Origin of the sequence: Rhodococcus sp. 14-2470-1b (assembly GCF_002259415.1) — a bacterium.
GTDB lineage: Bacteria > Actinomycetota > Actinomycetes > Mycobacteriales > Mycobacteriaceae > Rhodococcoides.
The window spans coordinates 121,976-135,582 of record NZ_NPFY01000019.1; the positions used below are offsets into that span (position 1 = coordinate 121,976).

Annotated in this window: 12 protein-coding genes and 2 riboswitches; of the genes, 11 read left to right on the forward strand and 1 reads right to left on the reverse strand. The window is 64.4% G+C overall.

The features are described 5' to 3' along the window. Window positions 1–185 precede the first annotated feature (185 nt). The gene (locus CH293_RS14865; protein WP_094720651.1) at window positions 186–1,412 is read left to right on the forward strand and encodes an amidohydrolase; all 1,227 of its coding nucleotides are present in this window, start codon (window positions 186–188) and stop codon (window positions 1,410–1,412) included. Here CH293_RS14865 and CH293_RS14870 read toward each other — a convergent pair. Then, complete coding sequence (locus CH293_RS14870) at window positions 1,391–3,271, reverse strand: HNH endonuclease signature motif containing protein (RefSeq protein ID WP_094720652.1); 1,881 nt, start codon at window positions 3,269–3,271, stop codon at window positions 1,391–1,393. The two genes, CH293_RS14865 and CH293_RS14870, sit on opposite strands and share 22 nt — an antisense overlap. Before the next feature lie 168 nt (window positions 3,272–3,439). Beyond that, window positions 3,440–3,537, forward strand: a riboswitch (SAM riboswitch). A gap of 162 nt (window positions 3,538–3,699) precedes the next feature. Here CH293_RS14870 and CH293_RS14875 point away from each other — a divergent pair. The 10 genes from CH293_RS14875 to CH293_RS28790 all read left to right on the forward strand — a co-directional run bounded on the left by CH293_RS14875 (window position 3,700) and on the right by CH293_RS28790 (window position 13,558). After that, entirely contained in the window at window positions 3,700–4,665 is a 966-nt protein-coding gene (locus CH293_RS14875; protein ID WP_094720653.1) for an amino acid ABC transporter permease, read from the forward strand. After that, window positions 4,662–5,459 (forward strand): amino acid ABC transporter ATP-binding protein, encoded by a 798-nt coding sequence (locus tag CH293_RS14880; RefSeq protein ID WP_037163946.1) that lies wholly within the window; start codon window positions 4,662–4,664, stop codon window positions 5,457–5,459. Before CH293_RS14875 ends, CH293_RS14880 begins: the two co-directional genes overlap by 4 nt. A 32-nt stretch (window positions 5,460–5,491) precedes the next feature. Continuing rightward, window positions 5,492–6,466: an ABC transporter substrate-binding protein gene (locus CH293_RS14885; RefSeq protein WP_094720654.1), complete on the forward strand. Its 975-nt coding sequence runs from the start codon at window positions 5,492–5,494 to the stop codon at window positions 6,464–6,466. Window positions 6,467–6,473: 7 nt separating this feature from the next. Further along, window positions 6,474–7,550: an FAD-dependent oxidoreductase gene (locus CH293_RS14890; RefSeq protein ID WP_094720655.1), complete on the forward strand. Its 1,077-nt coding sequence runs from the start codon at window positions 6,474–6,476 to the stop codon at window positions 7,548–7,550. A gap of 156 nt (window positions 7,551–7,706) precedes the next feature. Further along, window positions 7,707–8,219 (forward strand): GNAT family N-acetyltransferase, encoded by a 513-nt coding sequence (locus CH293_RS14895; protein WP_033190170.1) that lies wholly within the window; start codon window positions 7,707–7,709, stop codon window positions 8,217–8,219. Between the two features lie 84 nt (window positions 8,220–8,303). Continuing rightward, window positions 8,304–9,341: an LLM class flavin-dependent oxidoreductase gene (locus CH293_RS14900; RefSeq protein ID WP_037163937.1), complete on the forward strand. Its 1,038-nt coding sequence runs from the start codon at window positions 8,304–8,306 to the stop codon at window positions 9,339–9,341. Window position 9,342: 1 nt separating this feature from the next. Beyond that, on the forward strand, window positions 9,343–10,734 hold the full coding sequence (locus tag CH293_RS14905; RefSeq protein ID WP_019663208.1) for an NtaA/DmoA family FMN-dependent monooxygenase: 1,392 nt from the start codon (window positions 9,343–9,345) through the stop codon (window positions 10,732–10,734). Then, complete coding sequence (locus CH293_RS14910; protein WP_094720656.1) at window positions 10,706–12,145, forward strand: MFS transporter; 1,440 nt, start codon at window positions 10,706–10,708, stop codon at window positions 12,143–12,145. The genes CH293_RS14905 and CH293_RS14910 overlap by 29 nt, the downstream gene beginning before the upstream one ends. Window positions 12,146–12,189: 44 nt before the next feature. Beyond that, window positions 12,190–13,290 carry an LLM class flavin-dependent oxidoreductase gene (locus tag CH293_RS14915; protein ID WP_217900764.1) on the forward strand — a complete coding sequence of 367 codons (1,101 nt, stop codon included), beginning with the start codon at window positions 12,190–12,192 and terminating at the stop codon, window positions 13,288–13,290. A gap of 65 nt (window positions 13,291–13,355) precedes the next feature. Continuing rightward, window positions 13,356–13,458: riboswitch (SAM riboswitch) on the forward strand. 4 nt (window positions 13,459–13,462) lie between these two features. After that, entirely contained in the window at window positions 13,463–13,558 is a 96-nt protein-coding gene (locus CH293_RS28790) for a putative leader peptide (protein WP_342585481.1), read from the forward strand. Window positions 13,559–13,607 lie beyond the last annotated feature (49 nt).

Below are 13,607 nucleotides of genomic sequence, written 5' to 3' on the forward strand. Positions count from 1 at the left end.
CAGCGCCTCTGCCGAGACCGGCAATAGAATCAGCCTGATTCTGAGTTTACCGAGTGCGCGAAAAGCATTGTCTTCGTGGGCCTTCGATGCACTTGTGCACTTCTCTTGTCGTCGAATTCAGGGAGATGTGAAGGTACGGGAACTAACCTCCTGACCGAAGTGTCTTCACTCGACGGGAGATCTGGATGACGACGTTGGCGGCGGTGCGGCCATCTCGACTGCGCGAACTGTACGAGGATTTCCACCGTTGGCCGGAGGTGGCGTTCCAGGAGAGACGGACTACGGCCGTGATCGCCGACGAGTTACGCGGCCGCGGACTTCACGTGTCCACGTCGGACACCGTGACCGGTCTCGTCGCGACGCTGGAGAACGGGCCGGGGCCGGTGGTCGGCCTTCGCGCGGACATAGATGCGCTGCCCATCGCGGAGCAGACGGGCGTTCCGTACGCGAGCACTACCGGTGCGATGCATGCCTGTGGCCACGATGTTCACATCACGTCGCTGATCGGCACGATCGACAGGCTCCTGGCGGTACGGGACCGGTGGTCGGGCACCGTCGTCGCGATCTTCCAGCCTGCGGAGGAGGTCGGATCGGGGGCACGCGCGCAGTTGGCGTCGGGAATCTTCGACGATCATCCGACCCCGCACATCGTGCTCGGGCAGCATGCCAGCGGCGCACTTGCTCCGGGCACCGTCGGGTCACGGCCCGCGGTGTTGCAAGCCGCTGCCGATACCTGGCAGATAACTCTGCGCGGCGACGGTGGGCATGCGGCCGGTCCGCACAAGACCGTCGATCTCGTCGTGCTGGCGGCGTCGATGATCCTGCGTTTGCAGACCATCGTGTCCAGGGAGGTTCCGCCGAACGAGACTGCGGTGGTATCGGTGGGCACAATTCATGCGGGCACCGTCAGCAACATCCTTCCCGACGAATTGACGTTCACCGTCAACGCTCGGTCGTTCACCGAGGAGGTGCGGTCTCTGATCGAGCGATCCGTGCGTCGAATCGTCGTTGCCGAAGCCCAGGCCAGCGGCCTCCAGGCAGAACCCGAATTCGAGCACACGGTGCACTTCCCGCTGAACGTCAACGACGTCGCCGCATTCGAGACCGTTCGATCGGCGCTCGAAACCGAGTTCGGCGAGCACGACTTCACCGTGGTCGACCCGGTCACCGGTTCGGAGGACTTCGGCGAATACGGCACCAGTTTCGGTGTCCCGTCTGTCTATTGGTACTTCGGCACCGGTCTGGCGGAAGAAGTGGCGAGCAGGGTTCCGGTGCCGAACGGTCACAGCCCCTGGTACGCGCCCGACCCCGACGTCGCCATCGACGTCGGGGTGCGAGCGTTCACCTCGGTTGCGCTCGCAGCGTTGAATTCGGTCGTGCCGCCTGTTCGTCAGAACGGCGGCGGCCGGTAGCGTTCACGCGCGGTCACGACTGCGCGATGTTCGAGGAATCGTTCTCGGAGGAAAATCGCGTCGGCACGTGCCGTGGGGTCTGTCAGTCGCGCGATGTCACCGAGCGACGGCACGTAGGCAGCCCGATCGGTGTCGGCCACGTCGCCGTATTCGCTGTACTCACCGATGTACGTTTCCCACCACGTGGGTGCATACAGCTCGTCGGGCGGATCGCCGGTGGGGGCGGTCGGTCGGGGCGTGCGTGTGCGTTTGTTCTTGCGCGCGGGGACACCGTGGCCCGGGACCATCACCGTGCCGAAGGAGGACGGTGTAATTCTTCGCAGACCGGAGCGCGATGTCCAGAACACACTGTCGCCGTCCAGTTTCGCGGCAGCCCAGAGCTTCATGGTTTTGGCTTGATGGTGAAACGCGCACAGCGGCTGCAGATTCGACGCAACGGTCCACCCACCGGCCAGCGGGTCGGTGTGATCGAACGGAACGACATGGTCGATCTCGCACTGCGCGGCGGGCACACTGCACCCAGGGAACGTACAGGTGCAATGGGTTGCACGCGTCAGCGCGGCCAGCTCGGCCGACGGCCGGTACGTCAGTGCACCGGCAGGGGGTTCGCTGAACCCTCCGTGACCGTCCGGGTGTATCCCGGAGGCAAGCGAGGGGTTTTCGTCGACAGCGGCCAGGAATGCGTCGATGGCAGCCGACAGACGAACATCTCGTCCGGCGCCGTTACGGCCGGTCCTCGCCTGATTCGGTTCGGGAAGTGTGGCGGCTGAACGGGTTCGGCCCCGTGCAATGATGCGGAAGGCTCTCGGCTCACCTGGCGATCCGGTAATGGCGTCGGGCTCGGGTTCGGGTGTCGTGTCACCTGAACTGTCGTCGGCAGCAGCTTTCTGTGCCTTGGCGGCGTCGAGGAATTCGGTGAGAAGTATCTGCCAGCGGGCGTCGCCTGCGATGAGGCGTGCCGTGTCGGGGTCCAGTACGGTGCCGTCACCGAGGGTCGCGGGTTCGCTGGCCAAACCGAGCAGTGTTTCCGCGCTGATCAGTATCTGCAGGAGGTGAGGGCGACGCCTCCGACCGAGGTCGCCCGATCCGCGGACAGGGCAATCCTCCCTGCCGCACAGGCACGCGATGGCCTCCTCGCGGTGGATCAGGGCAACCAGAGCATGTCCGCGCAGCTGTCTCGTGGAACGCGGGTCGTGCGCGCAGACCGTGCCTGCGATCTCGTCGAGAACCGAATTGCATTCCACGCCTTCGAGCGCGGTCATCTTTGCGAACAGAGTGGCCATTCCGTCGGCGCCGTGTTTGATCGACGCGCATCGTTCTTCCGATTCTGCTGCCTTGCGTGCCGCCAGTGCTTCCGCCTCGTTGTAATCGAACCAGTGCGCCCAGATGCGCTCGCGCAATCGACGGATACTGCACCGAAGTGCGGAGGCCAGAACGTCTGCTTCGATCCCGCGGACAGTGTTGTCGCTCGCTTTCGACAGCACGAGCGCGACGGTGCGAACCCGCTGATAGTCGAGGTCGCCCGCTCTGAATGCGTCGAGGATGGCCGGGAGTCGCTCCTCCAATTCCCTGCCCACGATCAGTCTCTCGCGAGTCGCTGTGCGCGACAGTGCAAGAGCCACCGAGGCCTCGCATTCGACGGCTCGCTGCGCGAGTGTCACGTCCGCTTCGCCGCCCTGGCTGTGGATGTCCGCCTCGGTGGCCAGCCTGAACTCTCCGAGTGCGTACAGGCCGTGGATCAGTTCGGCCGAAGCTCGGTTTTCTGCCCTGCGTGACTCCGCAAGGCCGTCGAGGATATGCACAGCAGCCGCGTCGGCCTCGCTCCGTACCCGCTCTTCGATGCCCCCCGGCTTCCCCATGGCTTCGAATGTACTCGAACATGTGTTCGATTGCAATGCACTCCGAACAATCCGTCTTCCTGGAAGCAAGGTTTGAAATCAGGGTGATTCGAACCCTAACGTCAAGCGCCGCTGCACAAATCGGTTGCGCTGACTTGACGGTTGCACTATCGAGCGAATACATTCCTGTCACCATCCAGAGCGACCGAGAGACCTTGGCTCTACGACGTCGCAGCAACCCCCTGCCTCACGGTAGGTGTGGGTGCTACCGCCAGGACCGATGGAGGACACATGAACAGCGCACCGCTGTACCGGACCGAGTGGCGTCGTCTGCACGTCGACCTGTGCCGTATCGCGACGTACTGCTGTAGCTAGCGCGCTACCCGCATCGCACCACCCCTCGCTCTACTCACCTCGGCAAAGGCTTCGATCATGCATGCTCACACCCGGTGGATCCGGTGACTCAATTGGACGCGCGGCCCGCCGCCGCAGAACCGACCGTCGACGACGAAGATCTGATCGTCGCCAAGAAATGGCACCCGTGGCGCTGGATCGTCAGCGTGGTGGTTCTCGTACTCGTGGCGCAGTTCGTCCACGGTCTGGCCACCAACCCGGGCTGGGATTGGACGACGTTCGCTCAGTACTTCACGGCGGCGTCGGTCATGTCCGCGCTGTGGTTGACGATCCAGCTGACGTTCTGGGGCACGCTGATCGGGTTCGCGATCGGTATCGGTCTTGCTGTCGCTCGGTTGTCCAACAACCCTGTTCTGCAGGTCATTTCGTGGTTCTACATCTGGGCGTTCAGGTCCATCCCGCTGATCGTGCAGCTTCTGTTCTGGTTCAACATCGCGTACCTGTATCAGACATTGACGCTCGGAATTCCCTTCGGTCCTGCGTTCTTCGAGTTCAACGTCAACAACGTCATCAGTGGATCGACGGCCGCGATCATCGGTCTTGCTCTTCATCAGGCTGCGTACTCGGCCGAGATCGTCCGTGCCGGCATCATCTCGGTGGACCAGGGTCAACTCGAAGCCGCTGCTGCGCTGGGTATCCCGAAGCGGCGCGAGTTCTTCAAGATCGTTCTGCGACAGGCGATGCGGGGCATCCTGCCGAATGCCGCCAACGAGGTGATCAGCCTCTTCAAGGGGACCTCGATCGTGTCCGTCATGGCGATCGCCGAGCTGTTCTACCAGGTGCAGGTCATCTACGGCCGTAACGGCCGCGTCGTTCCGCTGCTCATGGTCGCGACGGTCTGGTACATCATCTTGACCTCGGTTCTGTCCGTCGTCCAGTTCTACGTCGAACGGCACTACGCCAAAGGCGCGGTGCGGACCATTCCCCTGACGCCGATCCAGAAGATTCGCAAGCGGGTTGCCGAGATCACCGCACCGCCGCGCGGAGGAGCTACGCGATGACGACGCTCGACGCCACCACGCCCACCGAGAACAGCAAGTACGCCGTCGAGGTCCGGGGCGTGCACAAGTCCTACGGACCACTCGAGGTCCTCAAGGGTGTCGACCTCGTCGTCCGGCCCGGTGAGGTGACGGTGATCATCGGTCCGTCCGGATCGGGCAAGTCGACGCTGTTACGCAGCCTCAACCACCTCGAGAAGGTCGATCAGGGAACGGTCCGTGTCGACGGCGACCTCGTCGGATACCGTCGTCGGGGCAACAAACTGCACGAGCTCAGCAACAAGGACATCCTGAGGCAGCGCTCGCAGATCGGTTTCGTGTTCCAGAACTTCAATCTGTTTCCGCACCTGACCGTTCTCGAAAACGTGCTCGAAGCTCCGGTGTCCGCGCAGAAGCGCAAGCGTGCCGACGTGGAACCCGAGGCGCTCGCGCTTCTCGAGCGCGTCGGGTTGAAGGACAAGGCACACGACTATCCACGACGCCTGTCGGGCGGGCAGCAGCAGCGTGTGGCGATCGCACGCGCACTTGCTCTGCGTCCCAAAGTGATTCTGTTCGACGAACCGACGTCGGCCCTCGACCCCGAGCTGGTCGGAGAGGTACTCGAAGTCATCCGAGGACTGGCCCGTGAAGGCGCGACCCTGGTTATCGTGACCCACGAGGTCGGATTCGCCAAGGAAATCGCCGACACCGTCGTCTTCATGGATGCCGGGCAGGTCGTCGAACGAGGCACTCCTTCCGAACTGCTCGACAATCCACAGGAACCGCGCACCAAAGCTTTTCTCGCGCACGTTCTCTAGACCTCCACACCCACACAACACAAGGAACAACCATGCCCAGATTCAACCGGGGACTTCTTGTCCTCGCGTCTGCACTCTCTGCTGCGGCCGTGACCCTCACCGCATGCAGCGAGCCGGCGGCGGAATCCGAGGTGGTGACCGAGACAGGTCAGACCTTCGATCTCTCGCCGGAGCAGGAAGGCCGAGTCCACGCCGACAAGGTGGACGACATCGCAGCCAAGGTTCCGCAGGCGATCCGTGACAGCGGCGTGCTGACCGTCGCCGGAACATCCGGAACTGCCCCGCCGCTGCGCTTCTACGCCACCGACGACACCACCGTCGTCGGATCCGAGGTCGACTTCGGCATCCTCATTGCCGACATCCTGGGATTGAAGCCCGAGATCACCGTCGCCGACTGGGCGCAGAACTTCGTCAAGATCGACTCGGGCGAGAACGATGTCTTCATCTCGAACGTCACGGTCACCGAGGAGCGCAAGGACAAGTACGACTTCGCGACGTACCGTCTGGACAACCTCGCGTTCGAGACGCAGAAGGACACGGACTGGACGGTCGCCTCGAAAGAAGACATCGCGGGCAAGAAGATCGGTGTCAGTTCCGGAACCAATCAGGAACAGCTGCTCGTCGACTGGAACGCTCAGAACGTCGCCGCCGGACTGGCTCCGGCCGAGATCGCCTACTACCAGACGACGTCCGACTACTACCTGGCGCTCGCGTCGGGCCGGATCGACGGCTACCTCGGCCCGAACCCGAGCGCTGTCTACCACGCTGCCACCAGTGGCGGGAGCAAGATCATCGGCACGTTCTCGGGAGCAGGCGACGCTTTGCAGGGTGAGATCGCCGTGACGACGAAGAAGGACAACGGGCTCATCGAGGCCGTGCAGGAGGCGATCGACCATGCGATCGAGACCGGTGATTACCAGAAGGTCATCGACCGGTGGGGCCTGAAGGACGAGGCAGTCACCGAATCGGTCGTCAACCCGCCGGGTCTGCCGCGCAAGGCTGGATAATCGCTACATGAACGTAGTAGTCGTCGGTGGCGGAGTGATCGGTGCGGCGTCCGCCTGGGTGCTCGCACGGCGTGGACACAGTGTCACCCTGCTGGAACAATTCGCGCCGGGCCATCGTAACGGCGCGTCACACGGAACTTCCCGCATCTTCCGTCATGCCTACGCCGACGACTACTACGTCGACCTCGCCGCGCGTGCGTACACACTGTGGCGAACGCTCGAAAACGACACCGCTACAGAACTACTGACGCTCACGGGCGCCGTCGATCACGGTGCACCCGTCATCGTGACTCCGCGCGTCGAGGCGCTCGCGAAGGCCGGGCTGGCGAGCGAGGTCCTCGAACCGCGTGAGGCACAGAAGCGTTGGGCAGGGCTGAAATTCGACACAACCGTGCTGTACCACCCGGACGCCGGGCGGTTGCATGCAGACCGTAGTGTCACCGCGTTCATCGCTGCGGCCGACGCTCTCGGGGCGAGGGTCGAGTACGGAAGTCCGGTGCGCAGCATCTCCGCGAACGAGGTGTCCACCGACGCGCACACCTACGTGGCCGACCACATCGTGGTCGCCGCAGGTGCCTGGACGTCGAAGGTCGTCTCCTCGCACGTCACCCTGCCTGAATTGGTCACCACCCAGGAACAACCCGCACACTTCCTACCGTCCGTGGAAGCCGACTGGCCGAGCTTCATCCACCACCCCGGCGCCGAACTCGACGGTGAGGGGATCTACGGTCTGCAGGGCGAGGAGGGCGTCAAGATCGGCGAACACGGAACCGGACCGATCGTCGATCCCGATACGCGGGATTTCGTCGCTCGCGATGACGGTGTCGATCGACTGCAGACGTATGCCCGCACCTGGCTGCCCGGCGTCGACGCCGCATCAGCCGACCCTCTGACCTGTCTGTACACCACAACCCCCGACTCCAATTTCGTCGTCGACCGTGTCGGGAACCTGACCGTCGCCGGTGGATTCTCCGGACACGGCTTCAAATTCGCGCCTGCGATCGGCGAGCTCGTCGCGGACCTGGTCGACGGTGGGACGTCCGAGACACCCTTGTTCCGGCTGGGAGCTCGACAGATTTCCTAGCAATCGGGAATGGAACAGCACCGGTCCCGGTTCGTACAACTGAAAACACCATCCAGACCATCCAGAGCGACCGAGAGACCTTGGCTCGACGACGTCGCAGCAACCATCACGCCGTGTGCGTGCGGGTGCTCCCGCCAGGACCGATGGAGGAGAAACATGACAACCTCGCTGGGAACCACAGCACTGCAGTTCGTTGCCGTCCACCAGACCGATCCGCTGGCGGCGCCGCTGATCGAGGAGCTGGCACTCGAGTATTCGAGCCGGTACGACACCACGCCGGGGCAGATGTACAGCGAGTTGACGTCGTATCCGGCCGACGAGTTCGAGCCACCGGGCGGTGCACTGGTGGTGGCGATCGCCGAAGGTGTTCCGGTGGCCGGGGGAGCTTTTCGTCAGTACGACGCCACCACTGCGGAATTGAAACGCATCTGGACGTCGGCCTCGCATCGTAAGAGGGGTTACGGCAAGCTCGTCGTTGCCGAACTCGAGCGCATCGCGTCCGAGCGGGGCTACCGCCGTGTCTACCTGACCACCGGATGGAATCAGCCCGAGGCTGTTGCGCTGTACCTGTCCACCGGGTACACAGCGCTCTACGATCGGTCGCTGCCCTCGGCGGAAGTCGGCGTTCATCCGTTCGAGAAGTCCTTGAGCTGTGAGGGCGCAGAATGAAGTTTCTGCTGATGAGCCCGATCACTCACCGCCGGACCCCCGTCGGCCGCTGGTTTCCGACAGTTCTCCGAAAGAGGTTCTGGTATGAGCATTTTCGCCCTCGGTATCGAGCTGGACGGGGAGGGAACGCATCCAGCGGCATGGCGCCGGGCGGCGCACGTACCGAGCGAATCCCTGTCCGGTCGAGTGCTCGGCCGCCGCGTCGCTGCCGCGGAGAACGCAGGATTCACGTTCGCGACGTTCGACGACTCCATCGTGGCTCCCACCGGGGACGTGAGCGCCCGGGTCGACGCCGTCAACCGCGCGTCGTTCGTTGCTGCGACCACGTCGACGATCGGGTTGGTTCCCGTCGTCGGGACCACCTACGCAGAGCCGTTCCACACCGCCTCGCAGCTCGCCACGCTGGACTACGCGTCCCGTGGCCGCGGCGGATGGATTCCGGTGCGGGTCGACGACGCTGCTGCGGCGCGGGCGTGGGGCCGTCCCCTCGTCGAGTCTGCGGTGGACCTGGACCGCGAACAGGCGGACACCATCACCGTCGTACGGCAGTTGTGGGATTCGTGGGAGGACGATGCCGTTGTGCGTGACGTCGCGACCGGGCGCTTCCTGGACCGAGACAAGCTGCACTACGTGGACTTCGAGGGCGAGAGCTTCTCGGTGAAGGGCCCGGCGATCGTGCCGAGGCCGCCGCAGGGGCAGTTGGTCGTCTTCGGTACCGAAGACGACCGGGATCAGGTCGACGTCGTGCTCGAGTCGAACGAGAGCACACACCGCGGCGACGGGCTCACGTTCCTCGAACTGGACGTCACGCTCGACGCGTCCGGCGTCACGGCGTCCGAACGTACGGAGCTGTTGAATTCGCAGGGGAGTGCGCCGACGAGCGGACGGCGCGAATACGTCGGTGACGCGGCCGGATTGGTGAACCTTCTGACCGACATCGCAACGCGATACGACGGCGTTCGCCTGTTTCCGACCGTTGTCGACGAGGACCTTCCGGCCCTCGCGCGCTACGTCTTACCGCCGCTGTTGAAGTCAGGTGTTGCACATCGACCCGTACCCGGATCGACGTTGCGCGCCAACCTCGGACTGACTCGGCCCGCCAACCGCTACGAAAGGGTCTGACATGAGCCCGTACCGCCCCGACGCCCAAGTTCACTTCGGTGTCTTCTTCCAAGGCGTCAATCACACCACCATCTGGTCGGATTCGGCCAGCGGTTCGCAGATCGACTTCGAGACGTTCCGTCGGATGATCACGACCGCGGAACGGGGACTGTTCGACGCGTTCTTCCTCGGTGAAGGCCTGCGCCTGCGCGAGCAGGAAGGCAAGATACTCGACCTGGACATCGCGGGCCGTCCCGACGCGATCGCGCAATTGTCCGCGTTGGCCGGCATCACGTCTCGGATCGGCCTGGTCGCGACTCAGAACACGACGTACAACGAGCCGGGTGATCTCGCGCGTCGTCTGGCCGGCCTGGATGTTCTGTCCGACGGCCGGGCGGGATGGAATGCCGTCACCACCGACAATGCGTGGACGGGTGAGAACTTCCGGCGCGGCGGCTTTCTCGACCACGAACTGCGTTACGAGCGAGCCGGACAGTTCATTCGGACTGCCCGTGCGATCTGGGATTCCTGGTCGGACAACGCACTCGCGACCTCGCGTGACAGCCAGTACTGGGCCGAGAAGAACGCCGTCCAGCGGGTGTCGAGAACGACGTCCCAGTTCGACCTCGAGCTCGATGCGACTCTGCCACGCAGCGCGCAGGGGCATCCCGTCATCTTCCAAGCCGGTGACTCGTCGACCGGTCGCGATTTCGCTGCTGCGAACGCCGACGTCATCTTCTCTCGACACGGAACCGATTTCGACGAGGCACTGACTTTCGCCGACGACATCCGCGCCCGGCTTCGCGCCGCGGGTCGTCCGGAGGACGACATCAAGATTCTTCCTGGTACTCAGATCGTGTTGGCGGAGAACGCGTCCGAGGTGGAGGAGAAGGAGCGGTGGGTTCGGGAGGGACAGTTCACCGGTCCGACCGCGCTGTCGCTCGTCGGCCTCGTCTGGGGCAAGGATCTGTCCGATCGCGACCCGGACGGGCCGTTGCCCTCCGAGGATCCGGTATCGGCGCCGATCTCCGGAACCCGGGGTGCGTTCCGCGACGGCAAGGATCCCAACGCCATCGCCAAGGAGTGGCGCGCATTGGCCGAGGCCAAGAACCTCTCGCTACGCGAGGTCGCCATCGAGACGACGGCGCGCTCCGGGTTCGCCGGCACGCCAGGGCAGGTCGCCGACGAGCTCACGAAATGGGTCCGCGAAGGAGCGACGGACGGATTCAACATCTCGCCGTACATCGTCCCCGGTGGCCTCGACGAGATCGTCGACTGGTTGGTTCCGGAACTGCAGGAGCGCGGTGCGTACCGGACCGAGTACACGGAGACCACGTTGCGTGGTCATCTCGGTCTTCGCGAACCGTTGACGTGGAGAAAGACCGGTGAGACCGATAGCAGCGCTGCAGGCTGATCTCGAGCAGCAACGAACCGGTGTCTCGCGAAAGGACGTATACGTCTGCGCGGCAGCGGGGTTCACCACCCTTCTGGACTCCGCGGTTCTGAGTATCGGCGTGCCCGCGATCCGGTCGTCACTGGATGCGGGCACGTCCGAGGTTCAATGGATTCTGGCGAGTTACTCCCTGACGTTCGGTCTCGCGCTGGTACCGGCGGGCAGGCTGGGCGACGTCATCGGGCGACGACGGTTGTTCCTCGCAGGACTCGGTGTGTTCTCCGTCATGGGCCTGATCGGGGCAGGTGCGGCCGAGCCGTGGATGATCGTCGCAGCGCGGCTGGGACAGGGGATAGGTGCCGGCACCGTCAGCTCGCAGGTTCTGGGCATCATCACCGATCGGTACAGTGGCCGCGAACGCGCGAAGGCACTCGGTGTCTACAGCACGGCGGGCGGCCTGGCAGGCCTCTGTGGTCCGATCCTCGGCGGAACGCTTCTCGGCGTTGCCGATCCAGACGTCGGCTGGCGCCTGCTGTTGCTGCTCAACGTCCCGTTCGCCGTAGCGACCCTGATCGCGGGTTCCCTGTGGCTACGCAGGGATTCCAGTAGACGCTCCGGCGCCAGCATCGACGTGCTCGGCCTCCTCGCACTGGGTGTCGCGACGCTGCTGCTGTTGCTGCCCATGGTGTCTTCGCTCGGCGCGGTGTTCTCGACCCTGTCGGTGGTCGGATCCGTGGGACTGCTGGTGGGCTTCTGGTTCTGGGAGAAGCGTTTCGCGTCGAGGGGCGGCACACCCGTTCTCCTGCCTGCACTGCTGGCCGCCAAGGGATACACGCTGGGGACGGCCGTTGCGATGTTCTGGTTCGGCGCCGTGCTGGCGCTGCAGGCGGTGCTGAGTCTCTACCTCATCGAGGGCCTGGGATACCCCGCGCTGCAGGCCGCTCTGATCATGGTCGGCAGTTCGATTCTGATGGCGGTGACGTCTGCGTTCGGATGGAGGGTCGTAGCGAAGTTCGGCCGAAGTGCCGTGGTCGGTGCGATCGTGCTCGAACTGTTCGTGGTGGCCGGCTACATCGGCGTGATCGCATACCTGCCCCGGGGTGCGACGGTACCGGCGTTCGTCGTGCTCGCGGTGTTGTCCGGCGTGGCAAGTGGATTCGTGGACGCACCGAATCGCGCGATGACGCTCGAGTACTCGCCTCCCCAGGCCAACGGTGTCGCGGCCGGATTTCTGCAACTGTCCCAACGACTTTCGGCAACCATTTCCCTCGCCGCGGTGCCGGGCATCTACCTGGGGGTGCTCGCGGCCGACGACACCGACTTCGGGCGTGCGGCAGGCCTCGGACTCGGGGTCAGTGGCATGATGCTGATCGGGTCTCTCGTATGTGCAGTGGCGGACAGCCGGCGTAGAGCTGATCGGAGACAGCAGTGACACGAACAGAAGCGACACGAACAGAAGTGAGCCAGAAGGCCTCGGTGACACCGAAGTTCTCGTGGTTTCTCCCGACGGGCGGTGACGACGAACGTCTGGGTGGCGCGTCGCACGGAGTCGGCATCGGGGCCACCGGAGTCGTCGTTGCGGACACCGGCCACCGGGAGGCGTCGCTCGACTACCTCACGCAGGTCGCGCAGACCGTCGATCGGCTGGGTTTTCACGCGGTTCTGACGCCGACGGGTGCGCATTGCGAGGACGCGTGGCTGGTGACGTCGGCGCTGATTTCGGCGACGAAGAATCTGAAGTTCCTGGTGGCTTTTCGTCCCGGTGCCGTGGCGCCCGTTCTGTCCGCGCAGATGGTGAGTACCTTCCAACGATTGTCGGCCGGACGCGCGTTGTTGAATGTCGTCGTCGGTGGAGACGACGCCGAGCAGCGGGCATACGGCGACACGCTGGACAAGCAGTCGCGGTACCGTCGAGCGCAGGAGTTCCTCCAGATCGCGAGAGCCGTGGGCGACGGCGAGGCAGTCTCGGTGCACAGTGAGTTCTACGAGGTGGACCGGCCTGCAGGTGGATTCGGCGGGTACGCATCTACTCCGCTGCCCGAGGTGTACCTGGGCGGGTCCTCGCCGGAGGCGATCGACGTCGCAGCCTCCGAGGCGGACGTGTTTCTCACCTGGGGAGAACCGCCCGCGCAGGTCGCGGACAAGCTCGCCGCGGTCAAGGCCGCCGCGAGGGAGAAGGGGCGGAGCATTCGCGGCGGGATTCGCCTGCACGTGGTGACGAGGGAAACCAGTGAGGAGGCGTGGCAGGTCGCGGAGAATCTGATCTCGGGTGTCGACGACGAACTCGTTGCGCGGCGCCAGAAAGCGTTGCGCAGCATCGGATCCGAAGGGCAGCGGCGAATGCTGGATCTGCACGGTGGGGACCGAACGAAGCTTGTGGTCGGACCCAATCTGTGGGCCGGTTTCGGGCTGGTCCGCGGCGGAGCGGGCACGGCCCTCGTCGGGAGCCACGACGAGGTGGCCGAGCGAATCCGCGAGTACGTCGGCGTCGGGATCGAGGAGTTCATCTTCTCCGGCTATCCGCACCTCGAGGAGGCCGAGCACTTCGGGGAAGTACTGCGCAAGAACTTCACCTAGTTTGCCGGTAGGAAACCTACCCAATTGGCGTGACCCGCCTGCGTCGTCGTAGACTCGTCGGCGAAACACCATCCAGAGCGACCGAGAGACCTGGCTCCATGACGTCGCAGCAACCCCCCGCGGGGTGAAACACGCGGGTGAGGGTGCTACCGCCGGGACCGATGGAGGAACGATGAACAGCACGCAGCACAGCGAGGGCTTCGTCACGGCCTGGGGCCGTATTCACGTGGATCTGTGCCGGTTGACCGGCTCGATCTGTCGCCGCTGAGTTTCAACTCGGACTGCACGCTCTTCATCCCTTTTCCGCCTGGTTCGGC